This is a genomic window from Streptomyces sp. NPDC002845 (genome assembly GCF_053591955.1).
Genome location: NZ_JBSFUU010000056.1, coordinates 23,249 through 49,338, shown reverse-complemented (window position 1 = coordinate 49,338; position 26,090 = coordinate 23,249). Strand labels below are relative to the sequence as shown.

General features: G+C 70.6%; 19 protein-coding genes and 1 tRNA gene. 6 read left to right on the top strand and 14 right to left on the bottom strand.

All coding sequences use genetic code 11. The features are described from left to right. Nucleotides 1–38: 38 nt before the first annotated feature. A complete protein-coding gene (locus ACWD3C_RS32625; protein WP_451149779.1) occupies nt 39–3,083 on the top strand; it encodes an AfsR/SARP family transcriptional regulator in 3,045 nt (1,014 codons plus the stop codon). A 61-nt stretch (nt 3,084–3,144) separates the two neighbouring features. Here ACWD3C_RS32625 and ACWD3C_RS32620 read toward each other — a convergent pair whose 3' ends face one another. The 5 genes from ACWD3C_RS32620 to sucC all read right to left on the bottom strand — a co-directional run bounded on the left by ACWD3C_RS32620 (nt 3,145) and on the right by sucC (nt 8,290). Further along, nucleotides 3,145–4,020 (bottom strand): DUF4394 domain-containing protein, encoded by an 876-nt coding sequence (locus tag ACWD3C_RS32620; RefSeq protein WP_451149778.1) that lies wholly within the window; start codon nt 4,018–4,020, stop codon nt 3,145–3,147. A gap of 323 nt (nt 4,021–4,343) precedes the next feature. Further along, a tRNA-Leu gene (locus ACWD3C_RS32615) sits at nt 4,344–4,428 on the bottom strand. 183 nt (nt 4,429–4,611) lie between these two features. Beyond that, complete coding sequence (locus ACWD3C_RS32610) at nt 4,612–6,189, bottom strand: aldehyde dehydrogenase family protein (protein WP_451149777.1); 1,578 nt, start codon at nt 6,187–6,189, stop codon at nt 4,612–4,614. Nucleotides 6,190–6,251: 62 nt separating this feature from the next. Next, nucleotides 6,252–7,148: a succinate--CoA ligase subunit alpha gene (sucD, locus tag ACWD3C_RS32605; RefSeq protein WP_451149776.1), complete on the bottom strand. Its 897-nt coding sequence runs from the start codon at nt 7,146–7,148 to the stop codon at nt 6,252–6,254. An 11-nt stretch (nt 7,149–7,159) separates the two neighbouring features. Further along, complete coding sequence (sucC, locus tag ACWD3C_RS32600; protein ID WP_451149775.1) at nt 7,160–8,290, bottom strand: ADP-forming succinate--CoA ligase subunit beta; 1,131 nt, start codon at nt 8,288–8,290, stop codon at nt 7,160–7,162. 143 nt (nt 8,291–8,433) lie between these two features. Here sucC and ACWD3C_RS32595 point away from each other — a divergent pair, with 143 nt between their 5' ends. The 5 genes from ACWD3C_RS32595 (at nt 8,434) to ACWD3C_RS32575 (ending at nt 15,873) form a co-directional block, all read left to right on the top strand. Then, nucleotides 8,434–10,128 (top strand): thiamine pyrophosphate-binding protein, encoded by a 1,695-nt coding sequence (locus ACWD3C_RS32595; protein ID WP_451149774.1) that lies wholly within the window; start codon nt 8,434–8,436, stop codon nt 10,126–10,128. A 198-nt stretch (nt 10,129–10,326) separates the two neighbouring features. After that, nucleotides 10,327–11,559, top strand: a complete 1,233-nt coding sequence (gene frc / locus ACWD3C_RS32590; RefSeq protein ID WP_451149773.1) for a formyl-CoA transferase — start codon at nt 10,327–10,329, stop codon at nt 11,557–11,559. Nucleotides 11,560–11,562: 3 nt separating this feature from the next. After that, on the top strand, nt 11,563–13,695 hold the full coding sequence (locus ACWD3C_RS32585; protein WP_451149772.1) for an acetate--CoA ligase family protein: 2,133 nt from the start codon (nt 11,563–11,565) through the stop codon (nt 13,693–13,695). A 226-nt stretch (nt 13,696–13,921) separates the two neighbouring features. After that, nucleotides 13,922–15,316 carry an OFA family MFS transporter gene (locus tag ACWD3C_RS32580; RefSeq protein ID WP_451149771.1) on the top strand — a complete coding sequence of 465 codons (1,395 nt, stop codon included), beginning with the start codon at nt 13,922–13,924 and terminating at the stop codon, nt 15,314–15,316. 284 nt (nt 15,317–15,600) lie between these two features. Beyond that, a complete protein-coding gene (locus ACWD3C_RS32575; protein WP_451149770.1) occupies nt 15,601–15,873 on the top strand; it encodes a hypothetical protein in 273 nt (90 codons plus the stop codon). A gap of 66 nt (nt 15,874–15,939) precedes the next feature. Here the strand turns inward: ACWD3C_RS32575 and ACWD3C_RS32570 are convergent, their stop codons facing one another. The 9 genes from ACWD3C_RS32570 to ACWD3C_RS32530 form a co-directional block, all read right to left on the bottom strand. Beyond that, nucleotides 15,940–17,013: a sugar phosphate isomerase/epimerase family protein gene (locus ACWD3C_RS32570; RefSeq protein ID WP_451149769.1), complete on the bottom strand. Its 1,074-nt coding sequence runs from the start codon at nt 17,011–17,013 to the stop codon at nt 15,940–15,942. Between the two features lie 84 nt (nt 17,014–17,097). Continuing rightward, the gene (locus tag ACWD3C_RS32565; protein WP_451149791.1) at nt 17,098–18,519 is read right to left on the bottom strand and encodes an alkaline phosphatase family protein; all 1,422 of its coding nucleotides are present in this window, start codon (nt 18,517–18,519) and stop codon (nt 17,098–17,100) included. 20 nt (nt 18,520–18,539) lie between these two features. Then, nucleotides 18,540–19,709 carry a metabolite traffic protein EboE gene (eboE, locus tag ACWD3C_RS32560; RefSeq protein ID WP_451149768.1) on the bottom strand — a complete coding sequence of 390 codons (1,170 nt, stop codon included), beginning with the start codon at nt 19,707–19,709 and terminating at the stop codon, nt 18,540–18,542. Between the two features lie 3 nt (nt 19,710–19,712). After that, nucleotides 19,713–20,588 (bottom strand): TatD family hydrolase, encoded by an 876-nt coding sequence (locus tag ACWD3C_RS32555; RefSeq protein WP_451149767.1) that lies wholly within the window; start codon nt 20,586–20,588, stop codon nt 19,713–19,715. Beyond that, nucleotides 20,588–21,511 carry an EboA domain-containing protein gene (locus tag ACWD3C_RS32550; protein WP_451149766.1) on the bottom strand — a complete coding sequence of 308 codons (924 nt, stop codon included), beginning with the start codon at nt 21,509–21,511 and terminating at the stop codon, nt 20,588–20,590. Before ACWD3C_RS32550 ends, ACWD3C_RS32555 begins: the two co-directional genes overlap by 1 nt. Further along, entirely contained in the window at nt 21,508–22,455 is a 948-nt protein-coding gene (locus ACWD3C_RS32545; protein ID WP_451149765.1) for a sugar phosphate isomerase/epimerase family protein, read from the bottom strand. Before ACWD3C_RS32545 ends, ACWD3C_RS32550 begins: the two co-directional genes overlap by 4 nt. Continuing rightward, nucleotides 22,452–23,489, bottom strand: coding sequence for an SCO3242 family prenyltransferase (locus ACWD3C_RS32540; RefSeq protein WP_451149764.1), 1,038 nt, complete (start codon nt 23,487–23,489; stop codon nt 22,452–22,454). Before ACWD3C_RS32540 ends, ACWD3C_RS32545 begins: the two co-directional genes overlap by 4 nt. 23 nt (nt 23,490–23,512) lie before the next feature. Next, nucleotides 23,513–24,634 carry an inositol-3-phosphate synthase gene (locus ACWD3C_RS32535; protein WP_451149763.1) on the bottom strand — a complete coding sequence of 374 codons (1,122 nt, stop codon included), beginning with the start codon at nt 24,632–24,634 and terminating at the stop codon, nt 23,513–23,515. A gap of 95 nt (nt 24,635–24,729) precedes the next feature. Continuing rightward, on the bottom strand, nt 24,730–26,088 hold the full coding sequence (locus ACWD3C_RS32530; RefSeq protein ID WP_451149762.1) for a ThuA domain-containing protein: 1,359 nt from the start codon (nt 26,086–26,088) through the stop codon (nt 24,730–24,732). Nucleotides 26,089–26,090 lie beyond the last annotated feature (2 nt).

Here is a 26,090-nt window from a genome sequence, read left to right as displayed (position 1 = left end):
GAATGGTGGGGGAGTTGTGAAGCGACAGGTGGGGGTTCATGCGCATTCAGGTACTCGGACCGGTCTGTGCATGGCGGGACGGCACCCGTCTCAGCCTCGGCTCACCCCAGCGTCGCGCGGTTCTCGCCCTGCTGGCCGTGTCGCGCGGGCAGCAACTGCCGTTCGCCGGGCTCGCGGACGCCCTGTGGGGTGAGCGGCCCCCGGCGAGCGCGTCGAACGTCGTTCAGACGCACATCAAGCATCTGCGGCGCCTGCTGGAGCCGGACCGGCCGCCGCGCGCACCGAGTACGGTCCTGCCCCGGCTCGGCGACGGCTACGCGCTCCGCGTCCCGTACGACGCCATCGACCTGCTGCGCTTCAGGAACCTGGTCGCCGCGGCGGAGACCGTACGGCGGGACGGTGGCCGGGAGCGGGCCGCGGCGCTGCTCTCCGACGCGCTCGGGCTGTGGCAGCAGCCGCCCCTCGCCGACCTGCCGTTCCTCGCCGCCCACCCGATGGTCATCGCGCTGGCCGGGGAGCGTCACGGCGTGGTGGCCCAGTACGGCGAGGCCATGATCGCGGCAGGCCGGACCGCCGAGGCGCTGCCCCTGCTGGAGGAGGCCGCGGCCGCACAGCCGCTGGACGAGGACGCCCAGGCCCGGCTCATCCGGGCGTACGAGGCGGTCGGGCGCCGCGACCAGGCGGTGGACGTCTACCGGCGAAGCCGCCGCCGACTGGCCGACGAACTCGGCGTCGACCCCGGTCCCGAGCTCGACGAGGCCTACGCCGCCGTGCTGCGCAGCCCCACCAGGACCCCGGCCGTGCTGCGCGGCCCCACCAGGCCCCCGGCCGTGCTTCGCGGCCCGACCGGACCTACTGCTCGCGGCCCGGTGAGCGCCACCAGCACGCCGCCCCGACGATTACCCGCCCAGTTGCCCGCCGACGTGCCCGGCTTCTCCGGCCGGGACGCGGAGCTGGCGGCCCTGGACCGGCTGGTGACCGGTCCCGAGGACAGCCCGGCGAGCCCGACGGCGGTGGCCGTCTCGGTGGTCTCCGGCACCGCCGGGGTGGGGAAGACCGCGCTCGCCGTCCACTGGGCGCACCGGACCCGGCACCGGTTTCCCGACGGCCAGCTCTACGTCAACCTGCGCGGCTACGACCCCGACCACCCCATGCCACCCGGCGACGCCCTCACCCGCTTCCTCACCGTCCTCGGGGTCCCCGGCGACGAGATCCCGCTCGACGCCGACGACCGCGCGAGCCGGTACCGGACCGAGACGGCCGACCGGAGAATGCTGGTGGTCCTGGACAACGCCCTGTCCGAGGAGCAGGTCCGCCCGCTGCTTCCCGGCTCCCCGACCTGCGCCGTCGTGGTCACCAGCCGGGACAGCCTGGCCGGCCTGGTGGCCCTGCACGGCGCCCGCCGCGTCGGCCTGGGCCCGCTCCCGCCGCCCGACGCGCTCGACCTGCTGCGGACGCTCATCGGCGCGCGCGTCGACATCGAGCCGGGGCCGGCCGCCGACCTGGCCGACCAGGGCGTACGGCTCCCCCTGGCACTCCGGATCGCGGCCGAACTCGCGGTCGCCCACCCGTCACGGCCGCTGTCGGACCTGGTCGCGGAACTGGCCGACGAGCAGCGGCGCCTGGATCTGCTGGACGCGGGCGGCGACCGGCGCGCGGCGGTGGAGGCGGTGTTCTCCTGGTCGTACCGGCATCTGCCAGCCCCCGCCGCCCGCGCCTTCCGCCTGCTGAGCCTGCACCCCGGACCGGAAGCCGACGCCCACGCCGTCGCGGCCCTGACGGGAGACGCGCCGAGCGAGGAGAGAGCCGCCGACACGCTGCGGCTGCTGGCCCGCGCCCACCTCCTGCGGCCCGCCCCGTCCGGCCGGTTCGGCATGCACGACCTGCTGCGCGCCTACGCTCACCGCCTGGCCCGTACGCATGACTCCGAGGAGGACAGGCAAACCGCTCTGGCCCGCCTCTTCGACCACTACCTGGGCACGGCCGCGGTCGCCATGGACGCCCTCCATCCCGCCGAACGGCACCACAGGCCCGAGGTCACGCCACCGCCGTACGCCTCCCCCATCGCGGGCGACCCGGCCGCGGCGCGGGCCTGGCTGGACGCCGAGCGCCCGACCCTGGCGGCCGTCTGCGCGGTCGCCGCGGACCGCGGCAGCCCCCGGCACGCCGTCCGGCTGGCCGCCCTGCTGTTCCGTTACCTCGACGGCGGTCACCACACCGAGGCGCTGGAGATCCACCGCCACGCCCTGCACGCCGCCGAGACGACCGGCGACCTGAGCGGCCAGGCCCACGCGCTGACCAACCTCGGTGTCGTGCACTGGCGGCTCGCCGACGCCGGACCGGCCGCGGACCACCTCGTGCGGGCCCTGGAGCTGCACCGCCGGACGGAGGACCTGGCGGGGCAGGCCAGGACCCTGTCCAACCTCGGCAACGTCCACTGGCGGCTGGGCCGTCTCCACGATGCCGCACGCGACCATGAACAGGCCCTCACCCTGTACCGGGAGACCGGGGACCGGGTCGGCCAGGCACGCACCCTGACCAATCTCGGCAACACCCTGCTGCGACTCGGCCAGTACGAACAGGCGGCCGACCGGCAGCGCCGGGCCCTCGCCCTGCACGACCTCACCGGCGACCGGATCGGCCGCGCCCGCACCCTCTCCCACCTGGGCAACGCCCTGCTGCGGCTGGGCCGGTACGAGGACGCGGCCGACCACCAGCAGCGGGCCCTCGCCCTGTTCCGGCAGCTCGGGCACCCCGGCGGCGAGGCGTACGCCCTTTCCGGCCTCGGCGACATCCGGCTGCGGCAAGGCGCGTTCGAGGTCGCGGCCGACCACCAACGGCAGGCCCTCGAACTGTTCCGGGAGAACGGGGAGCGCTACGGCGAGGCCCCGGCGCTCAACGGTCTCGCCGAGGCCCTCCACGGCGGCGGCCACTACGCCGACGCGCTCGTCCACCACTCCACCGCCGCCGCGGTGGCGACCGTCACCGGCGAACACGACCAGTTGACGCGTGCACACGCGGGCGCCGAACGTGCCCGGCGGGCCTTGGAGACCCCCGCCGCGACCACGACCGGTGGACGGTGATGAGCCCGCCGTCGGAAGTACAGGCGGGCTCACCGTTGCCGGTCGGTCGACCGGACGTGTGTCAGGGGTTGGGGTCGAGTGCGACGGCCACGTCGCTGATGGCCAGCGGGAACTGGCCCACGCGGCTCGTGGCGCCGGTGAACAGGTTGACGGTGTAGAACGTCGCCGTGGTGCCGCTCGACGAGAGCAGCGTGGCGAAGCCCGTCACCGACGTCGTCTTGCCGCCCGTCAGGTCGCTGAAGATGTCGAAGCCGGCGTTGGGCGCGGCATCCACGCCGAGCGCGCCGACCGCGGCCAGCGTGCCGTTGTTGGCCGGCGACTGGAGGACGAGCTGGTCCGTGGTCGTGTCGAGGTCGAACAGGGTGGTCGCGGTGTCCGCGTTCAGGTCGTTGTTCGTGTACGCGGCGGCTGTGACGCCCCGGGTCGTCGCCCCGCTGGGCGGGGTGCTCAGGACCCGGTCCTCGATCGTGGTGTGGTCGTGGAGGTTGTGGCGCAGGTTCTGTCCTCTGTCGCTGATCACCCGGAGCCGGTCGGCCGCGGGGTTGAAGTCGACGCCGAAGTTCGTGCCGTACAGCGGGACCTGGAGCTGGGAGACCTTGCTGACGACCACGTCCGTGGTGGCCGGCGGGGTCTTGATCGTGTAGATGCCGCCCTGGTTGCCGACGCCGTACATGATGCCGTTCTGCACGCGGAAGTCGATCCCGACCAGCGCCGTGTCGCCATTGAGCCCGGTGATGACCCTGACCCAGTCCAGGACGTCGGGTCTGTCGGTCCTGAACATGGCCATCAGCCTGCCGTCACTCGTGATCCCGAACGCCCGCAGGCTGTCCACCTGGGCCTGGGCCGTGCTGCTGCCCGGGGCTCCCACAACGAGCGCCGCGACAGCCGACCCGGCCGCGACAGCCGCGGCCAGCCTCTTCCTGATCCGTGTTTTCATCGGTCGTTCCCTCCCGGTGAGCGTGTGGCGCGACAGAGGCACTCCGGCACGGCCCACTTGGCCGAACCATCAGCCGACGGCCACAAGCTATGCGGCGGGACTGGACACCCACTGGACGGTGATTGAACGCCTACGCCTCCCCGCATCTCCGGGCTACGGCGAGGACGCCGCGTCCGTGGAAGTGTCGTGCGGGGTGGTGGGTGGCGGCCATGGGCGGCCTGACGTACGCCCCGATCGAGACCGGCGTCGTCGGCCCGACCCCGAAAAACAGCTTGTGCGGGTCGAGACTGCGCTCGACCCGCACAAGTTGGGAATACGGCCTGTGTCCGAGGGGGGACTTGAACCCCCACGCCCGATAAAGGGCACTAGCACCTCAAGCTAGCGCGTCTGCCATTCCGCCACCCGGACTAGGTGTCCGCCGCCTGGACGGGGGTGTTCCCCGCGGCGACGTGGACAACAATACCAAGTTTCCGGAGTGGCTTTCACCTGCGTATCGGGGCTGTGAGCGGCGGCTTTCGGGCGCTGGACGTGCACTTGTGACGTGGGGTGCACGACCGGTCACGTTCCGAATTCCGTCGCCGTGTCAGTCCGTCAGGGCATGAGGTGGTAGTCCGGAAAGTTCCCCGGCAGCCGCTCCCCCGCCGGGCCCTGGGTCACCGCACGGACCAGGAGGTCGCCGCCCACGAAGGCGCCGCGCCAGGACGCGCCGAAGCCGCCGAAGAGCTCGTCCCGGTCGCCGCGGGAGCGGGGTTTGCCGTGGCCCACCTTGAACGCCCGGATCTGCGGGGCCAGCCGCTCGTACGTCGCCCTGTCGTCCGTCGACAGGGTGGCGACGAGCGCGCCGTTCGACGCGTTCATGGCGGCCAGCAGCTCCGCCTCCGTGTCGACCAGGACGATGGTGTCGACCGGGCCGAAGGGTTCCGCGTGATGGAGCGGGGAGGACGGGGGCGGGTTGAGGAGGGTGACGGGCTGGATGTACGCCTCCGTGTCCTGGCCGGGCAGGAAGCGGGCGTCGGCCGGCTCGCCGCGGTGCAGGGGGACGGCGCCGCGGTCGATGGCCTCGGCGACCTGGTCGGTCAGTTCCTTGGCCTTGGCCGCGTTGATGACGGGGCCGAAGTCCAGCCGTGGGTACGGGTCGTCCGGGTGCTCGACCGCCAGCGGGTGGCCGACCCTCAGCGTGCGTACCGCCGGGAGGTACGCCGCCAGGAACTCGTCGAACAGGGTCCGCTGGACGACGAAGCGCGGGTACGCCGTGCAGCGCTGTTTGCCGTAGTCGAAGAGCTTGGGGATGACCGCCGTCAGCGTGTCCCAGTCCGTGTGGTTCCAGATGCCCCAGGTGTTAAGTCCCTCCTGTTCCAGTACATGCCGCTTGCCGAGGTCGGCGACGGCCGTGGCCACCGCGGCGCCCGTGTCGCGGCCGCCGACGAAGGAGACGCAGCCGATCTCGGGGGCGCGTACGAGCGCCTCCGACAGTTCGCCTCCGCTGCCGCTGACGAGGGTGACGGGGATGCCCTCGCGGGCGGCGAGCGCGCAGGCCAGGGTGAGACAGGCGACGCCGCCGTCGGTCGGGGTCTTGGCGATGACCGCGTTCCCTGCCAATGCCTGTACCAGCATTGCGTGAACGAGCACGCTCATCGGGTAGTTCCAGCTCGCGATGTTGGACACCGGGCCGTCCAGCGGGGTCCGGCCCTCGATCATGGGCTCGATTCCGTCGACGTACCAGCGCACGCCGTCGATGGCCCGGTCCACGTCGGCCCGCGCGAGCCGCCAGGGCTTGCCGATCTCCCAGACGAGGAGGAGGGCGAGGAGCTCGCGGTGCTGGGTCAGGGCGTCGAGGGTCGCCGCGACCCTGGCCCGGCGTTCATCGAGGGGGATGTGGCGCCAGGCCCGGTGCTGGTCGAGTGAGGCGCGTACGGCCTGGTGGGCGGTGGTGCCGTCGAGGCGGGGCGGCCCGGCGATCGGGCTGCCGTCGACCGGGCTGGTCGCGGGGAGCACCCGGCCGTCGGTCTGCCAGGCGGCGCCCCAGAGGTTGAGGACGCGGTCGTCCCGGAAGGCCTCGGGGGCGACGGCGAAGCAGCGCTGCCAGGCCTCCGACCAGGAGGTTCCGGATTTGAGGGTGAGGGCGAGGGTGTTCGGAGTGGGGGTGTTCGGAGTGAGGGTGGATGCCATTCGAATGCTCCGCTCTCGGTGCACGGTCGGGGGCGGGGTCGTACATGGCTCGGTCGTGTCAACTATGGGTGACGTCCCGCCCCCACTCCCAGTACTCCGAGTACCAGTTGGGCCGTCTCGGTCGGTGTGCCGCCCACACGCACCCCGGCCGCTTCCAGGGCCTCCTTCTTCGCCCGTGCCGTACCCGACGAACCGGAGACGATCGCGCCCGCGTGCCCCATGGTCTTGCCCTCGGGTGCCGTGAAGCCGGCGATGTAGCCGATGACGGGCTTGGTGACATGCTCGCGGATGTACGCGGCGGCCCGTTCCTCCGCGTCGCCGCCGATCTCGCCGATGAGCACGACGAGGTCGGTGTCCGGGTCGTCCTCGAAGGCGGCCAGGCAGTCGATGTGGGTGGTGCCGACGACCGGGTCGCCGCCGATTCCGACGCAGGTGGAGAAGCCGATGTCGCGGAGTTCGTACATGAGTTGGTAGGTGAGCGTGCCGGACTTGGACACCAGGCCGATGCGTCCGGGCTTGGTGATGTCGGCGGGGATGATGCCGGCGTTGGCCTGGCCGGGTGCAATCAGGCCCGGGCAGTTGGGGCCGATGATCCGGGTCCCCTTCGACCGCGCGTACGCGGTGAAGGCGACGGAGTCGTGGACCGGGATGCCCTCGGTGATGACGACCGCGAGACCGATTCCGGCGTCGGCGGCTTCCACGACCGCCGCTTTGGCGAAGGCGGGTGGGACAAAGACGACGGTGACGTCCGCGCGGGTCACCTCGATGCCCTCGCGTACCGAGCCGAACACGGGTACGACGCGCTCCTCGAAGTCGACGGTACGGCCCGCCTTGCGCGGGTTGACGCCGCCGACGACGTCGGTGCCCGCCGCGAGCATGCGGCGGGTGTGCTTCATCCCCTCGGCGCCGGTCATGCCCTGGACGAGGACCTTGCTCTCCTTGGTCAGGTAGATGGCCATGTCCCGTCTCCTCAGGCTGCGTTGGCGAGTTGTGCCGCCGTGCGGGCGGCGCCGTCCATGGTGGTGGCCTGCTGGACCAAAGGGTGCGCGCGGCCGTCGAGGATCGCGCGACCGCGTACGGCGTTGTTGCCGTCGAGGCGGACGACGAGCGGCTTGGTCAACCGGACGGTTTCCAGGGCCCGTACGATGCCGTCGGCGACCGCGTCGCAGGCGGTGATGCCGCCGAAGACGTTGACGAAGACCGACTTGACGGCCGGGTCGGAGAGGATGACCGACAGTCCGTCGGCCATGATCTCGGCCGATGCCCCGCCGCCGATGTCGAGGAAGTTGGCGGGGCGTGCGCCGCAGCCCGCGACCACGTCGAGGGTCGACATGACGAGGCCCGCACCGTTGCCGATGACGCCGACCTCGCCGTCCAGCTTCACGTAGTTCAGGCCCTTCGCCGCGGCGGCGGCCTCCAGCGGGTCGTCGTGCGTGGCCCCGTCTTCTCCCCAACGCTCCTGACGGAAGCGGGCGTTGTCGTCGAGCGTCACCTTGCCGTCGAGGGCGAGGATCTGCCCCTGGGCCGTACGGACGAGGGGGTTGACCTCGACGAGGAGGGCGTCCTCGCGGGTCAGCACCTTCCAGAGGCGTACGAGGACGTCGACCGTCTGCGGCGGCAGCCCGGCGGCTTCGGCGATCTCGCTCGCCTTGGCCGTGGTGACGCCCTCGGCCGGGTCGATGGGGACTCGCGCGACCGCCTCCGGCCTGGTGGCGGCCACTTCCTCGATCTCCATGCCGCCTTCGGCCGAGGCGATCGCGAGGAAACGGCCGGCGGCCCGGTCGAGGACGTAGCTGACGTAGAACTCGCGCTCGATGTCGACGGGTTGGGCCAGCATCACCTTGCCGACCGTGTGGCCCTTGATGTCCATGCCAAGGATCTGGCGGGCCGTCAGTTCGGTGGCGGCCGGGTCGGCGGCGAGCTTGACGCCGCCCGCCTTGCCTCGGCCGCCTGTCTTGACCTGGGCTTTGACGACGACGCGGCCGCCGAGCCTGCGGGCGATCTCGCGCGCCTCCTTGGGCGAGTCGGTGACCTCGGCCCGTGGCACCAAGATGCCGTGTTCTTCGAAGAGTTCCCTTGCCTGGTGCTCGAACAGGTCCATTTCGGCTCCTGATTCAAAAGTGCCGCACGCCCCCTGGACACCACCCACCGGATGCGGGATAACAAGCTTCATACAGTATTCGTCGACTGTATGCAATGTACTGCGAGAGCGTTCCACCCCCTACGAAGGGACAGGACTTCGCCATGCCCGACGACAGCAGCGACAAGAGCACAGCACTCACCTCCGGTGGACATCTGGTCGCCAAGGCACTCAAAGCGGAAGGTGTGGAGGTCATCTACACCCTGTGCGGCGGCCACATCATCGATATCTACGACGGCTGCGTCGACGAAGGCATAGAGGTCGTCGACGTACGCCACGAGCAGGTCGCCGCCCACGCCGCCGACGGCTACGCACGCATCACCGGCAAGCCCGGCTGTGCCGTGGTCACCGCGGGCCCCGGTACGACCGACGCCGTCACCGGTGTCGCCAACGCGTTCCGCGCGGAGTCCCCGATGCTGCTGATAGGCGGCCAAGGGGCACTCACCCAGCACAAGATGGGGTCCCTGCAGGACCTGCCGCACGTCGACATGATGGCGCCGATCACCAAGTTCGCGGCGACCGTGCCGGACACGGCGCGCGCGGCCGACATGGTGTCGATGGCGTTCCGCGAGTGCTACCACGGCGCGCCCGGACCGTCCTTCCTGGAGATCCCGCGCGATGTGCTCGACGCCAAGGTGCCCGTCGACAAGGCGCGCGTGCCGAAGGCCGGGGCCTACCGCGCCTCGACCCGCTCGGCCGGCGACCCCGAGGCCGTTGAGAAGCTCGCCGACCTCCTCGTGCACGCCGAGAAGCCGGCGATCCTGCTGGGCAGCCAGGTGTGGACGACCCGAGGCACCGAGGCCGCCATCGAACTGGTGCGCACGCTGAACATCCCCGCGTACATGAACGGCGCGGGCCGCGGCACACTGCCTCCCGGGGACCCGCACCACTTCCAGCTCTCCCGTCGGTACGCGTTCTCGAACGCGGACGTGATCGTCATTGTGGGCACGCCCTTCGACTTCCGCATGGGCTACGGCAAGCGGCTGTCGCCGGACGCCACCGTCGTGCAGATCGACCTCGACTACCGCACCGTCGGCAAGAACCGCGACATCGACCTCGGGATCGTCGGCGACGCCGGGCTGGTCCTGAAGTCGGTGGCCGAGGCGGCCTCCGGGCGCCTCAACGGGGGCGCGTCGAAGCGCAAGGAGTGGCTCGACGAGTTGCGTGGCGCCGAGCAGACGGCGATCGAGAAGCGGCTTCCGAACCTCAGGTCGGACGCCTCTCCGATCCACCCGTACCGGCTGGTCAGCGAGATCAACGACTTCCTCACCGAGGACTCGATCTACATCGGTGACGGCGGCGACATCGTCACCTTCTCCGGGCAGGTCGTGCAGCCCAAGTCGCCCGGGCACTGGATGGACCCGGGTCCGCTGGGCACGCTCGGCGTCGGCGTCCCGTTCGTGCTCGCGGCCAAGCAGGCACGGCCCGACAAGGAGGTCGTCGCCCTCTTCGGTGACGGCGCCTTCTCCCTCACCGGCTGGGACTTCGAGACCCTCGTCCGCTACAACCTCCCCTTCGTCGGCATCGTCGGCAACAACTCCTCCATGAACCAGATCCGTTACGGCCAGAAGGCCAAGTACGGCGAGGAGCGCGAACGCGTCGGCAACACCCTCGGAGACGTCCAGTACGACAAGTTCGCGCAGATGCTCGGCGGTTACGGCGAGGAGGTCCGCGACCCCGCCGACATCGGCCCCGCGCTGCGGCGCGCCCGCGAGTCCGGCAAGCCCTCGCTGATCAACGTCTGGGTCGACCCGGACGCGTACGCCCCCGGAACCATGAACCAGACGATGTACAAGTGAGTTGAACCCTCCCCTGCCCGAAGACCGGGGATTTCTGGCTCAGGCCGCCCGATCGCTCGACGAGCGATCCGGTCTCACGCCCTCAGCACCAGCCGGGTTGGAACCTGCCCGGTTTGCCCAATGATTGGAGGCTGTTGTGCTGGCTTGGCTCTCGCTCAGCACGCCGCGACTCTACCACTGGAAGGCCCGGTGAAGCCCGTGACCGCCAAAGCTCTCGAAGGCATCCGCGTCCTGGACATGACCCACGTCCAGTCCGGGCCTTCCGCGACCCAGCTGCTCGCCTGGCTCGGCGCGGACGTCATCAAGCTGGAGGCGCCGACCGGTGACATCACGCGGGGGCAGCTGCGTGACCTCCCGGACGTCGACTCCCTCTACTTCACGATGCTCAACTGCAACAAGCGGAGCATCACCCTCAACGTCAAGACCGAGCGCGGCAAGGAGCTTCTCACCGAGCTGATCCGCCGCTCCGACGTCATGGTCGAGAACTTCGGGCCGGGCGCGGTCGACCGCATGGGCTTCACCTGGGACCGCATTCAGGAGATCAATCCGCGTATCGTCTATGCCTCCATCAAGGGGTTCGGGGACGGTCCGTACACCAACTTCAAGGCGTACGAGGTCGTCGCTCAGGCCATGGGCGGGTCGATGTCGACCACCGGGTTCGAGGACGGGCCGCCGCTGGCGACGGGGGCCCAGATCGGGGACTCGGGCACGGGCGTCCACGCCGTGGCGGGGATTCTCGCGGCGCTGTTCCAGCGGGAGAACACCGGGCGTGGTCAGCGGGTCAATGTGGCCATGCAGCACGCTGTGCTCAACCTCTGCCGGGTGAAGCTGCGCGACCAGCAGCGCCTGGCACACGGCCCGCTCTCTGAATATCCGAACGAGGACTTCGGCGACGAAGTTCCCCGATCGGGAAATGCCTCCGGCGGCGGTCAGCCCGGCTGGGCGGTCAAGTGCGCGCCGGGCGGCCCGAACGACTATGTGTACGTCATCGTGCAGCCCGTCGGCTGGAAGCCGATCAGCGAACTCATCGGCCGGCCCGAGCTGGCGGATGACCCCGAGTGGGCGACGCCCGCGGCCCGGCTGCCCAAGCTCAACAAGATGTTCCAGCTCATCGAGGAGTGGTCTTCGACGCTTCCCAAGTGGGAGGTGCTGGAGAAGCTCAACGCCCACAACATCCCGTGCGGACCGATCCTGTCCACCAGGGAGATCATCGAGGACCAGTCCCTGGTCGCCAACGAGATGGTCGTGCGCGTCCCGCACCCGCAGCGCGGCGCGTTCACGACGGTGGGCAGCCCGCTCAAGCTCTCCGACTCTCCTGTGGACGTGACCAGTTCGCCGCTGCTCGGCGAACACAACGAAGAGGTCTATATCGGCGAGCTCGGCCTCGGCGACGAGGAACTGCGCCTGCTCAAGTCGAACGGAGTGATCTGATTGATGGCCGAAGACCGGGTGCTGAGGGTGCGTACGCTCCTCGACACCGTACGGGCCGAGGGCCGCAGCGCACTGACCGCGCCCGAGGGCAAGGTGATCGCCGACGCGTACGGCATCGCCGTACCCGGCGAGGAGCTGGCGACGGACGTCGACGAGGCGGTGGCGTACGCGGCGCGCTTCGGCGGGCCGGTGGTCATGAAGATCGTCTCGCCGGACATCCTGCACAAGACCGATGCGGGCGGAGTGATCGTCGGGGTGGAGGGAGCGACCGACGTACGGGCCGCCTTCCACAAAATCATCGACAACGCGCGCGCGTACGACCCCCGGGCGCGCATCGAGGGCGTACAGGTCCAGGAACTGCTTCCCCAGGGGCAGGAGGTCATCGTCGGCTCGGTGACCGATCCGACGTTCGGGAAGGTCGTGGCCTTCGGGCTCGGCGGTGTGCTCGTCGAAGTGCTGAAGGACGTCACGTTCCGGCTGGCACCGGTGAACGCCGACGAGGCGCTGTCCATGCTGGACTCGATCCGGTCGGCGGAGATCCTGCACGGGGTGCGCGGGGCGGCGGCCGTGGACCGGTGGGCGATCGCCGAACAGATCCGCCGGGTCTCCGAACTCGTCGCGGACTTCCCGGAGATCGCCGAGGTGGACCTCAACCCCGTGATCGCCACCCCGGAGGGCGCGGTCGCGGCGGACATCCGCGTGATCCTCGCGGAGTCGGTGCCGAAGCCCCGGCGCACCTACACGCGCGAGGAGATCCTGGGGTCGATGCGGCGGCTGATGCAGCCGCGCTCGGTGGCGGTCATCGGTGCCTCCAACGAGCAGGGCAAGATCGGCAACTCGGTGATGCGCAACCTCATCGACGGCGGCTTCTCCGGGGAGATCCATCCGGTGAACCCCAAGGCCGATGACATTCTGGGCCGCAAAGCGTACAAGAGTGTCACGGACGTTCCCGGTGAGGTGGATGTGGCGGTCTTCGCCATCCCCGCCAAGTTCGTGGCCTCGGCCCTGGAGGAGGTGGGACGCAAGAGGATTCCCAACGCCGTACTGATCCCCTCCGGGTTCGCGGAAACCGGCGAGCACGAGTTGCAGGCAGAGATCGTGGCGATCGCCGAGCGGCACGGCGTCCGGCTGCTCGGGCCGAACATCTACGGCTACTACTCGACGTGGCAGGACCTGTGCGCCACGTTCTGCACGCCGTACGACGTCAAGGGCGGTGTCGCGCTGACCTCGCAGTCGGGTGGCATCGGGATGGCCATCCTCGGCTTCGCACGCACTACGAAGACAGGCGTTTCGGCGATCGTCGGGCTCGGCAACAAGTCGGACCTGGACGAGGACGACCTGCTGACCTGGTTCGGCGAGGACCCCAACACCCAGTGCATCGCCATGCACCTGGAGGACCTCAAGGACGGGCGCGCCTTCGTGGAGGCCGCGCGGGCGACGGTTCCCAAGAAACCGGTCGTGGTCCTGAAGGCGGGCCGTACCGCGGCCGGCGCCAAGGCGGCGGGCTCGCACACGGGCGCGCTGGCGGGCGACGACGCCGTGTACGACGACATCCTGCGGCAGGCCGGTGTCATCAGGGCTCCTGGGCTGAACGAAATGCTGGAGTACGCGCGCGCGTTGCCCGTGCTGCCGGCCCCGCAGGGCGACAATGTCGTGATCATCACGGGTGCCGGCGGCAGTGGCGTACTGCTGTCCGACGCGGTGACCGACAACGGCCTCTCCTTGATGGAGATTCCGGCGGACCTGGACGAGGCCTTCAGGAAGTTCATCCCGCCCTTCGGCGCCGCCGGCAACCCGGTGGACATCACCGGCGGCGAGCCCCCGTCCACGTACGAGGCGACGATCAGGCTCGGCCTGGAGGACCCGCGGATCCACTCGCTCGTCCTCGGCTACTGGCACACCATCGTGACCCCTCCCACGGTCTTCGCCGAGCTCACCGCGCGCGTGGTGGCCGAATTCCGGGACCGCGGCATCGAGAAGCCCGTGGTGGCGTCGCTCGCGGGCGACGTCGAGGTCGAGGAGGCGTGCCAGTACCTCTTCGAGCGGGGCGTCGTGGCGTACCCGTACACGACCGAGAAGCCGGTCGCCGTGCTCGGTGCGAAGTACCGCTGGGCGCGCGCCGCGGGGCTGCTGTGATGCGGGGTCTCTCGGCGCGTCGGCTGGCCGGGGCCCGGCGAGTGTCCTCCCGGCGTGACACGGCCCGCTGGGCACACGCGACGCGCACATCGAGGGGGCGGTCGATGAACTGAGCGACGGCCCGAACCACGGGGCCTGCGGTGACCGCTCGCCGCAGGCCCCTGCGCGAAGAAACACGGACAGGGGGCGCTGGCCAGACTTCTTCCACGCGAAGGGTTCGATCGACATGGCGACAACTGACATCTCCACATCCGTCCCCTACAGGGAGGTGACGGACGCCAACGGCCGGATGTACCGGATCGGTGAATCCGACATCGACATCATGGGCCGCAAACGCAAGTGGATGGTCATCCTGCCCTGGGTGGGCATGATGGGCATCAGCTCGGCGGAGTACGCGTTCGCGTCCGCCGAGGACACGCTGCACCAGGCACATCTCTGGTCCGAAGGCAGCATCTTCTGGATGCTGACCACCTGGGTGTTCTTCCAGGCCGCGGTGGCCTTCCCGGCGGGACGGCTGCGTGAGACCGGCAAGCTGCCGGCCCGCTGGGCGATGATGCTCGGCGCCACCGGAACGCTCTTCGGCTATCTGTCGCTGGCCTACGCGCCGAGCGTCACACTCGCCTTCATCGGCTTCGGCATGTTCAGCGGTATGGGCGCGGGCATGGTGTACGCCACCTGCGTCAACATGGTCGGCAAGTGGTACCCGGAACGCAAGGGCGGCAAGACCGGCTTCGTCAACGGCGGCTTCGCCTACGGCTCGGTGCCCTTCGTCTTCCTGTTCACCAACGTGATGGACGTCTCCAACTTCAAGGTCATCCTGGTCACGGTCGGCGTCTTCCTCGCCGGCGTCGTGGCCGTCGCCGGCTTCTTCTTCAAGGACCCGCCGAAGAACTGGTGGCCTGCCGAGATCAACCCGCTGAACCCGCCGGAGGACCCGCGCGCGCGTCGCTCCCTGGAGAAGAACCCGCCAGCCGTCCACCAGTACAGCCCCCTGGAGGCCTGGAAGACCGGCCGGGTGGCGCTGATGTGGTTCTGTCTCGCCTGCACCTCGGGCGTGAACATCTTCGGTATCTCCTTCCAGATCGACATCGGCAAGGAGGCAGGCTTCGCCGGCGGGATCGTGGCCACCGCCATGTCGCTCAAGGCAATCGTCAACGGCACCGGGCGCGGTGTGATCGGCTGGCTCTCCGACCTCTACGGCCGCAAGAGGTGCCTGCTGTACGTCTGCGTCATTCTGGGCGCTGCCCAGTTCGGCATCCTCTGGTCGGCCGAGGCCGAGAACCTTCCGCTGTTCCTGATCTTCTCCGCCATCTCCGGCTTCGGTGGTGGCGCCATCTTCCCGATGTTCGCGGCGATGACCGCCGACTACTTCGGTGAGAACAACAACGCGACCAACTACGGCATGGTCTACAGCTCGAAGCTCGTGTCCGGCCTCGGCGCGGGTATGGGCTTCGTGGTCGTCGACGCCTGGGGGCTCGACGGCGCCTTCATCCTGGCCGGCTGCATCTCGTTCTTCGCCGGATTCATGGCGCTCTTCCTGACCCCACCGGGACGGCCCAAGACCAGGGGCAGTGGCGGGATCAAGCCGAATCCCCAGCCGATCAGCCGGGAGATGGACTGATTCCCCAGCCCGCCTGACCGCACACACCGGAGCGGCCCCGGCTTCGGCCGGGCCCCTCACTTCGTACCGCGCGCCCCCGTGCAGTGAACCAAAGAGACCACGTACGGTACCGCGATCAACCTTCGAGCAACGGGACGTTCATGCCGAGACGATGGTCACTCCGCGTCACAGCAACCCTCGCAGCTCCCCTGATCGCCATAACTGGAGTCGATTCAGCCTTCGCCGATGACGGAGACGCTTCGATCCTCGGGAACACCTGGGTATACCTCGGATCGTCCGCATCAATGGTGCACATCGACGACGGTGACGACTTCCATGTCTGGGACGACCGCGCCGACAGCCACGGTGTGCGGGGGTCCTTGCAGGTGTTCCACCCGGTCGGCAATCGCTGGTCACTCGCGGACACCGTGTACAACGGCAAGGGGTCGGGCACCTACGCCTCTTTCAGGTACGACGTCCTCACGCGCCTCGCCTACCGGATGAGGGTGTGTACGGTGGACGGCTCGAGTGACACCTCCCCGGTCGCCTGCTCGAACTGGAAGACATTCAACGAGTGAGCTGAAAACAGGTGGCCGGCCCCGGAACCCCCTGGGTTCCGGGGCCGGCCGTCTGCCTACGGAGCCTTAATATCCGCACCTCTCCCGCAGCGAGTGCAGGTGCTCGCTGGACTTGCGGGCGAAGGCGAAGGACTCGACGGGATTGTCGTGCTCCGCCTGCCAGTGGTGGTAGCGGCGCCGGCCGTGCGTGCGCCGGGTGACCTTGGAGATGAACTTCTTGTAGTCGATGTCACCGCCCCCGACGTCCGTCATCCGGTAGCCGTCGCGCACGGAGTCGTCGCGGATGCCGTCCTTGACGTGGAAGAGCGGGTAGCGCTCGGGCCGTTTCAGGACATAGCGCAGCGGGTCGAAGGGGGCGGGGGTGCCGTCGACCTGCCTGGAGAAGCGGAACTGGCCGGCGAACGCCCAGTAGATGTCCATCTCCAGATAGACCAGACCGGGGTCGGTCTCGGCGAGCAGCACGTCGTAGAGGCGTACGTCGGGACGGTCCGACGCGAAGGAGAACTCCTCGGCGTGGTTGTGCTGGTAGAACTTCATGCCGCGCTTCCTGGCGGCCGCGCCGTAGGTGTTGAACTCCTCGGCCGCGCGCTTCCAGGCGTCCACCGTGTCGCCGTAGCGGAAGGGGCCCGACGCCGTGCCGATGTGCTTGAGGCCCAGGGCCTCCGCGTCGTCGAGAACCTTGGTGAGGTTCTGCGCGAAGGTGTACGCGTTGGGGTCACTGGAGTAGTAACCGACGTGGCTGCCGATCGGGTTGAGGCCGTGGTCGGCGGCGAGTCGCTTCAGCTGGGCCAGGGTGATGGAGCCCGCCGAACCCTGGGTGTAGCCGGCGAACTCGATCTCGTCGTAGCCATACTTCTGCAGTTCGCCGAAGACCGGGGCGAAGCCGAGCGTGGAGACCTTGTCGCGGAGGCTGTAGAGCTGGACGCCGAGGCGGCCGGGGGGCAGGACGGGCCGGCCTCTTCCGTGCCGGTCCGTGCCGGTCGCCCCGGCGGGCGCGGCTGCGGCCGGGGAGGCGGCGACGGTCGCGCCGAGCAGGGTCGCGGCGGTGGTGCCGGCGGCGACGCCGAGCACACCTCGTCTGCTGAGTCTGTGCGCCAGTTCCGGGTCTGCCGAGTTGTTCGTGCGGCTTGTGCGGCTCATGCGGGAACTCCTCGTTGTCGGCGGAGCGTTGTCAGTGGTGTCTGGTTCAGTGGTGTGTGTCCGGATGCATCGGTGGAGACCGGTTCAGTGGAGACCGGCGAGTTGGAGCAGCAGTGATTTCACGTCGGTGGCCGCGAGGCGGCCGTCGACAGCGCGGGGGGTGGAGCAGATGATGAGCGGACCGTCGTCGTCGCTCGTGGGAAGGCGGCCGTGGCTGCCGCGAATAGGTGACGGGTCGAGGGGCACGACCGCCATGCGGTAGCGCATGCCGAGTTTCTTGCGGGCCAGTGCGCCCGCCGCCTTGACCTTGACGTACGGGTCGAGCGGATCCATGAAGAGCTCGACCGGGTCGTAGCCGGGTTTGCGGTGGATCTCGACGAGCTGTGCGAAGTCGGGCGCGTGGGCGTCGTCGAGCCAGTAGTAGTACGTGAACCAGGCATCCGGCTCCGCGACGGCGACGAGTTCGCCGGAGCGCGGATGGTCGAGGTGATGGGTCTTCTTGCCCTCGTCGTCGAGGAGTTGCTCGATGCCGGGCAGGTCGGCGAGCGCTGCCCGGGTGGTCTCGAGGTCCTCGGGGCGGCGTACGTAGACGTGGGCGATCTGGTGGTCGGCGACGGCGAAGGCGCGTGAGGCCATCGGGTCGAGGTACTCCATGCCGTCCTGCGTGTGCACCTCGAGGAGTCCGGCGCGGCGCAGCGCGCGGTTGATGTCGACGGGGCGGTCCGCGCGGGTGATGCCGTATTCGGAGAGGGCGACGACCGTACGGCCTGCCGCGCGGGCGTCGTCGAGAAGGGGGGCCATGGCCGCGTCCAGGTCGGCGGCCGCTTTCCGGGAGCGCGGGTCGTCGGGGCCGAAGCGCTGCAGGTCGTAGTCGAGATGGGGGAGATAGCACAGGGCCAGGTCCGGGTGCCGGGTGCGCATGATGTGACGGGTCGCGTCGATGATCCAGCGGCTGGAGACGAGGTCGGCGCCGGGACCCCAGAAGTGGAAGAGCGGGAACGTGCCGAGTTTCTCGGTGAGTTCGTCGTGCAGGGCCGGGGGCCGGGTGTAGCAGTCGGGTTCCTTGCGGCCGTCGGCGTAGTAGATCGGACGGGGGGTGATGGTGATGTCGGTGTCGGCGCCCATGGCGTACCACCAGCAGATATTGGCGACCGTGTAGCCGGGGTGCGCGCGACGGGCGGCGTCCCACAGCTTGTCTCCGGACACCAGGCCGTTGTGCTGGCGCCACAGCAGTACGTCGCCGAGCTCGCGGAAGTACCAGCCGTTGCCGACGATGCCGTGTTCGGCGGGGTGGGTGCCGGTGAGGAAGGTGGACTGGGCGGCGCAGGTGACGGCGGGCAGGACGGTGCCGAGGTGAGCCCATGAGCCTGATCGGCTGAGGGCTTTGAGGTGGGGCATGTGGTCGAGGAGACGGGGAGTGAGGCCGACGACGTCGAGCACGAGGAGAGGGGTGGGCCCGCTGGTGTGCGCCGATTGGTTCGCAGCCTGGTCCGCGGACTGGTTCAGGGACTGGTTGCCGGAGTGGTTCACGGCAGCTCCTTCAGGCCGAGGTCCGTCAGCAGGTCGCGGGCCAGGGTGAGTTCCGCGGCGATGCCGTCGGCGAGCTGGCCGCGGCCGCGCGGGCGCAACTCGGGCGGGAGGGCCTGCCAGGTGTAGGTCTCGACCTCCAGATGGCGGGTGAGCGGGTGCGGGCCGCCGGCCAGTCGGGTCAGGGCGTCCTTGAGTACGGGCAGCGTAGAGGTGAGGGGTGCGGCGGGGGCCGCGTGCAGCGGGACGTGGAAGTGGGCTCGCCAGGGAGACGACTCGGGCAGGGAGTCGCCCTTGAGGGCTTCGCCGAGGTCGTCGGTGCCGCGGAGACCGGCAGCGGTGCTGGTGCGGGTCTGGTGCAGGAAGCGGGGTTCGTCGAAGGCTGCGAGGGCCTCGCGGACTTCGGGGAGATGGGGGTGTTCGGCGTGCAGGGCGGCTGAGAGCTGGGACTTGACGACGGGGACGCGGGCGGTGGTCAGCGCGTCCAGGGCGGTGTGCGGATCCTCGAAGGAGGTGGCGAGGTGACAGGTGTCGAGGCAGACGCCGATGCGGTCGTGGCCGATCGCGGTGAGCGGGGCGATGGCGTCGGCGGTGGTTTCGACGGTGCAACCGGGCTCGGGCTCCAGGCCGATGCGGATGGAGCGGCCGGTCAACTCCTCCAGGGCGTCGAGGCGTTCGGCGAGGGTGGCGAGGGCCGTATGGGCGTGGGCGGCTCGGGTGTCGTCATAGGCGGTGCGCCAGGCGAGCGGCAGTGTGGAGACCGTGCCTTCGGTGACGTCGTCGGGGAGGAGTCCGGCGAGGACGCGGGCCAGGGCGATGGTGTGGTGGAGACGTTCGGCGTCGGCCCAGTCCGGCCTGTACACCCGGTACTTGACCTCTTCGGCTCCGAATCCTTCGTACGGGAAGCCGTTGAGGGTGACCACTTCGAGGCCTCGGACGTCGAGTTCCGTGCGCAGCCGGCGCAGAGCGGAGGGGTCGGTGACGAGGGCGTGCGCGGCGTCCTTGGCGAGCCACAGGCCGATGCCGAGGCGGTCGCGGCCGAGGCGGCGGCGTACGGGTTCGCAGTGGTCGCGGAGTTGGGCGAGGACGCCGTCGAGAGTTTCGGCGGGGTGGACGTTGGTGCAGTAGGCGAGGTGGACGGTGGACCCGTCGGGGTGGCGGAAGCGCATGGGTCACGCCTCCGGGGTGGACGCGTCGGTGAGCGGAGCGCCGCGGAGGATGGAGTTGCCCTCATGGGTGGCGTCCGTTTCGGCGACGTCGAGGTCGAGACGGCCGCTGAGTCCGTAGAAGGCGACGGGGTTGCGCCACAACACTTGGTCGACGTCGTCCTCGGTGAAGCCTGCCTCGATCAGGGCGTCGCCGACCTTGCGGGTCTTGAGGGGGTCGCTCCTGCCCCAGTCCGCGGCGGAGTTGACCAGGACCCGCTCCAGCCCGTACTCCCGCAGGACGGCGATCATCCGTTCCTCGTCCATCTTGGTGTCGGGATAGACGGAGAAGCCGAGCCAGCAGCCGCTGTCCTTGGCCTCCTTGACGGTGATCTCGTTGAGGTGGTCCAGCAGGACCCGGTCGGCGGGCAGGGCGGATGCGTGGACGGCGTCCAGGGTGCGGCGCAGGCCGGCCAGCTTGTCACGGTGCGGGGTGTGGACGAGCGCGGGCAGCTCGTGGTCGGCGGCGAGCTGGAGCTGGGCGGCAAGCGCGGTGTCCTCGGCGGGCGTCATCGCGTCGTAGCCGATCTCGCCGACGGCGACGACCTGGTCCTTGACGAGATAGCGGGGCAGTTCGTCCAGTACCGGGACGCAACGGGGGTCGTTCGCCTCCTTGGGGTTGAGGGCGAGCGTGCAGTGGTGGGCGATGCCGTACTGGGCGGCACGGAAGGGTTCCCAGCCCAGAAGGGAGTCGAAGTAGTCGAGGAAGGAGGCGGGCGAGGTGCGGGGCTGGCCGAGCCAGAAGGAGGGCTCGACGACGGCGCGGACGCCCGCGGCATGCATGGCCTCGTAGTCGTCGGTGGTCCGTGACGTCATGTGGATGTGGGGGTCGAAGATGCGCATCAGGACTCCTTGCCGTCCGAGCCGTCCGAGCTGTCCTTGCCGTCCGAGCTGTCCGCGCGGTCCGTGCCATCGGTGCCATCCGCGCGGTCCATGCCGTCGGCGCTGTCCGCGCGGTCGGTGCCGTCGGTGCTGTCCGCGCGGTCGGTGCCGTCGGTGCTGTGCTGGCTGGGCGAGGTACCGGGGTGATCCACGGGGGCCGGAGCCGCGGGGGCCGGAGCCGCCGGGGCTGTGCGGGGCTCCGGCTCGGTCAGGGCCATCACGCGGTACAGGTCCTCGGGTACGGCACGGCCCGCGGCGGTGCGTTCGTCGGCGTAGGCGCCGAGCATGCGGGCGAGTTCGGCATCCGCGCGGGCGCGGCGGGCCAGGTCGGCCACCTCGTCCACGGGCACGCCGGTGAACAGGCACTTCAGGACGGCGTGCCGCCAGTGGTGGGCATCCAGGTGGCGGGCTGCGTACGGGCCGAGGGCGGCGGCGACCAGGCTCGTGTCGTTGGTGCGCAGGGCGTCCTCGACGAGCGGCACCGCCTGCGGACCGGACACCAGGTGGGGCAGCGCGTGCAGGACGGCCCGGCGTTCGGCGGCGGTGCCCTGGCGGTAGACGCGGGTGAGGGTGTCCGCGTCGGCGCGGGCCGCGTGCAGGATGAGCACGCGGACGGCGTCGGCGTGCTCGGCACCGCAGCGGCGGCCCGCCTCGGCCAGGCGCAGCTCCCACACGGAGATGGGCCCGTGGCTGCCCGGCCGGGCGGCGGCCTCGTCGAGGGCACGGTCCAGCCAGACGCGGGCCGGTGCGGCGAGCCGCGCGGCCAGCCGGGTGCGCAGTTGGGCCGGCGTGGTGCGGGCCGGGTGCGGGGCGTCGGCGGGCGTGGCGTGGACGGCCTGGAGGGGGTGGGCTGTCCGGTGGCCCGGGGTGTGGTGCTGGATCACGAGGTGCTCCGTTCGGGTACGGCGGAGGTGTCCCGGGAACCGTCCGGGGGCGCTGAGGCCGTGGCTGCCGCGCGGTGCAGGAAGGGCAGGGACCGTTCGGCGTGGTGCGGGCCCGCGTGGGAGTGGCGGGGAAGTTCGACGACGGTCAGGGCCTGGTAGCCGGTGGCGGCCAGGGCTTCGAGTACGGGCGGGAAGTCGATCTCCCCGTCCCCGAGAGGGAGGTGTTCGTGGATACCACGGCGCATGTCCTCGATCTGGACGTGGCGCAGCCAGGGCGCGGCGGCGCGGACGCAGTCGGCGGGAGGAAGGGGTTCCAGGCACTGGCAGTGGCCGATGTCGAGGGTGAGGCCCAGCACGTCCGGGTTGCCGAGGGCTTCGCGGAGGCGGTGGAAGTCGGCGAGGGTGGCGAGGAGATGGCCGGGTTCGGGTTCGACGGCGAGGGGGATGCCGGCGGCGGTGGCGGCGTCCAGCACGGGGGCGAGTGCGTCGGGGAGGCGTTTCCAGGCGGTGGACTCGTCCGTGCCGGCCGGGGTGATGCCGCTGAAGAAGTGCACGGCGTGGGCGCCGAGGTCGGCAGCGACCCGTACCGCCCGGACCAGCAGATCCACCCTGCGGGCCCGGTCCTCCGGGTCGGGGTCGAGCAGGGACGGGCCGTGTTTGCGGCGCGGGTCGAGGACATAGCGGGCGCCGGTCTCCACCGTGACGCTCAGGCCGAGCGCATCGAGCCGACGGGCCAGCCGGCGCGTGCGGGTCGCGAGGCCCGGGGTGAGCGGGTCCAGGTGCATGTGGTCGAGGGTCAGGCCGACGCCGTCGTAGCCCAGGTCGGCGAGCAGGGCCAGGGCGTCGCCGAGGCGGAGGTCCGCGAGCCCGTTCGTGCCGTAACCGAAGCGGAGGGGGTGAGGGCTCGGACGTGACGTGGGCTCCGGGGCCGGGTGCGGGCTCATGTGATGCTCACCTTCCTCGCGAACGCGCGGGCCGCCGGGGCGAGGGTCGCGGTGACCAGGGCCGTGCCCAGCGCGCCCGAACGGGCGGTCAGGGCGGCTTGGAGAGGGATCAGGGCACGGATGCCGGCGCCGACGGCTCGTTGGGTGAGCGGAGGTGAGGGGTTGAGGGTGGCGTGCAGCAAGGGGCGCGCGGCAGTCGCGGTATAGGCGGTGGTGAGGGCCGCGCGCAGGACCGCTGCCGCAGTGCCCGGGGGACGACGGTGTCCCGACGCGGGACCTCGCGTCAGCCGCCAGGTCAGCGCCCCCGTCGTCGCCAACGCGGCCAGAGGGGCTCGGATGGAGCCGCCCTGGGTCTCGTGGCGGGAGACGGCGGTGACCGCCAGGGTGTGCGTGCTCAGCAGGGCGGCTGAGGGGAGGGCTCGGCGGGAGCGGCCGGTTGTCGCGGCCGCGCCCAGGAGGAGGTCCAGGCCTCGGGCGGTGGCCATGGCCAGAGGGCCCGCGGGGGTGCGCTTCAAAGTGAGGTCGTACGACCAGACGGTGGCCGCGAGGGGGACGGCGACCGTCAGGGTGGGGCGGCCCGCGCGGGCGGCCAGGGCCAGGCCCGCCGCAGTCAGGGCAGCCGCTGCCGCGAGGGCGGCCGTGGGGTGTACGCGGCCGGAGGGCAGGGGGCGGTGCGGGCGGTCCACGGCGTCCTCGTCGCGGTCGGCCCAGTCGTTCAGGGCCATGCCCGCCTCGTAGAGACAGAGGGAGGAACCGATGGCGAGCAGGGTGCGGGGGTTCGGGCGGGCTCCGGCCGCGGCCGCGCCTGCCAGGGCGTCGCCGGGGACGGTGAACAGGGCGGGAAGGCGGAGGAGTTCGGCCCACGCTCGCGGCAGGGCGGCGGAGGTGGGTATGGGAGTGGGGGTGGTGCGTCGGAGGCGGGAGACCACATCTCTCGACTGCGAGTCCGTCTCCCCTGACGCCGGGCTCGTCGCCGCTGACGCCGAGCTCGTATGCCCCGACACCGGGCTCGTCTCCCCTTGCACCGGCCTCATACCTCCTGCCCTCCTCCCCCTCATCACGCCACCCCTCGCAGCCGTTCCGCGAAGGTCGCCAGGGCCGCGTACTGCTCCCCCAGAGCCGACGGCCCGTCGCCCGCCGGGTCCTTGAAGTAGAAGCCCAGCTCGGCCAACGGGCCCGACAGGCCGGCCTCCTGGGCCCGGGACAGCAGGCGGGCGAGGTCCAGGATCAGGGGTGCGGCGAGCGTCGAGTCGCACCCCTGCCAGGTGGTCTGGAGGGTCATGTGGGTGCCGAGAAAGCCGTCGAAGGCGATGTGGTCCCAGGCGGTCTTCCAGTCACCGAGGGCGGGAACGTCGTCGATGTGGGTCTCGCCCTCCGGTGCCACGCCCAGCGTGTCCGCCAGCACCCGTTCCTTGCCCGCGTTCTTGGCCGCCGCGGCGGCCGGGTCGGAGAGCACGGCGCCGTCGCCGCCGCCGAGGAGATTCGTGCCGGACCAGGCCCGCACGGTCAGCGCCCGCTGGGCGAACATCGGCCCGAGCACCGACCGCAGCAGCGTCTGGCCCGTCTTGCCGTCCCGACCCGCGTACGGCAGACCACAGGCAGCCGCCAAGGACGCAAGGGCCGGATGGTGCAGGCCGGTCGACGGGGTGAAGTTCACATACGCACAGCCCGCCCGCAGGGCCGCCGCCGCGTACAGAGAACTGGGCGGCAGACTGTCCCCGGTCGCCGAGGGTTCCGTCGACGCCACGTTCACGACCACCGCGCGGGACAGCCCGCACCGCCGTACGAAATCCCGTATGTCGGCGACGAAGGTCTCGATCATCGAGTCGTCGTCCCGCGTGTCCCCGGGCACCGGGCCGCCCGGCCTGATCTCCCGGTCGGCGGCGGCCAGTTCGGACGCCACCGCCGACGGGAGGCCGTGGGGCAGCACGCCGCCGGCGGCCAGGGTCTCCGCGCGCTTGGGCAGGGGGCAGTCCACGACGTCGTGGCCGCCGAAGACCAGGGAGGACAAGGGTGGCAGGCCGGAGTCGGTGAAGAGCGGGGTCTCGGTGACCATGCCCGTCGAGGTGTGCAGGCCGGCGGCCACGGCGGCGCAGCCCGCGACGACGGTGGTGGCGACGGAGCCGCGCGCACCGATCAGCCAGACGCCCACCCGGAGTTCGGAGCGGGACTCGGACATGGTCAGCCTCCTTGCCGTACGCAAGCCGAAAGAGAACCGGAAGAGAACCGGTCAGGACGGCGGGCGGGGGTCCGGCGTCCCCCGCCCGCCGTCGCTCAGTTGCCCTTCGCGGAGCGCTCGGGCAGTTCCTTGATCCGGATGTCGCGGAAGGACACCTGGTCCTCGGCTCCGTGGTTCTGGATGCCGATGTGGCCGTCACGCAGGCTCCGGACCGGATCGGTGTTGGTGAAATCGTTGATCTTCACGCCGTTGAGCCAGACGCGGAGCCGTTCGCCCTCCACGCGGATCTCGTACGTGTTCCACTCCCCCGGCGGGTTCAGCGCACGGTCGCGCTTGTCGAGGTCGGCGGACTGGAAGCTGTACACCGAGCCGGTCGTGCGCTCGGGGACATCGGTGGCGTCGATCTGGATCTCGTAGCCGTTGTCGACCGCCGACCACGGGTCGTCCGAGGCCGGGAAGCCCACGAACACCCCGGAGTTGTCGTCGCCGGAGGCACTGGCCATCCTCCAGTCGAGCTTGAGTGAGTACGACGTGAAGTCCGACCCCGCGTACCAGAGCATCCCGAGGCCGTCGGCCGACGTCAGTGTTCCGTCGTCGCTCAACTCGAAGGCGCCCGGTCCCGCCTGCCGCCATGCCGACAGCGACGCGGCCGTGCCGTCGAAGAGCGGCCGGTAGCCGTTCTCCGGTCGGCAGTCCGCCTCGGCGGCGCCGGTGGCCCACTGGATTCCGCCCAACAGGTGCTGACGGACGGCGGGTTCGGCGAAGGACTCCTTGCTGTGGCCGACGCCGGTGTAGAAGGAGCGGCCGCCCTGGTAGTTCTGGCACCAGGCGATCGGATGGTCGCCGTTCATGGTGCCGCCCCAGTACGAGGACTCGTCGAGGGAGGCCAGGACGCGGACCCGTTCCCGGGGGTTCGAGCGGAAGTTGTACCACTCGTCGGTGCGCTTCCAGGTGGTGGGCAGGTCCGCGGTCGCCGGGTGGGCGCGGTCCTCGACGTGCACCGTGGCGCGCATCGGCCACCACGGATGCGACTCGAAGTAGGCACCGACGAGCCCGCCGTAGAACGCCCAGTCGTACTCGGTGTCGGCGGCCGCGTGGATGCCGACGTAGCCCCCGCCACTGCGGATGTAGCCCTCGAAGGCCGTCTCCTGGGCGGCGTTCAGGACGTCACCGGTCGTCGACAGGAACACGACCGCGTCGTAGCGCCCGAGGTTGTCGGCCGTGAAGGCTCCGGCGTCCTCCGTCGAGTCGACCGTGAAGCCGCCCGTCTCGCCGAGCTGTTTCACCGCCTCGATGCCGGCGGAGATCGAGCCGTGGTGGAAGCCGGCCGTCTTGGAGAACACCAACACCCGTGTGCCGTCCTGCTTCGCCTGTGACGCCGCCGGTCCCGAGACGCAGCCGAGGAGCACGGCCGCTCCGACGACTGACGTTGTCAGTCGGTTGGTCGATCGCATGC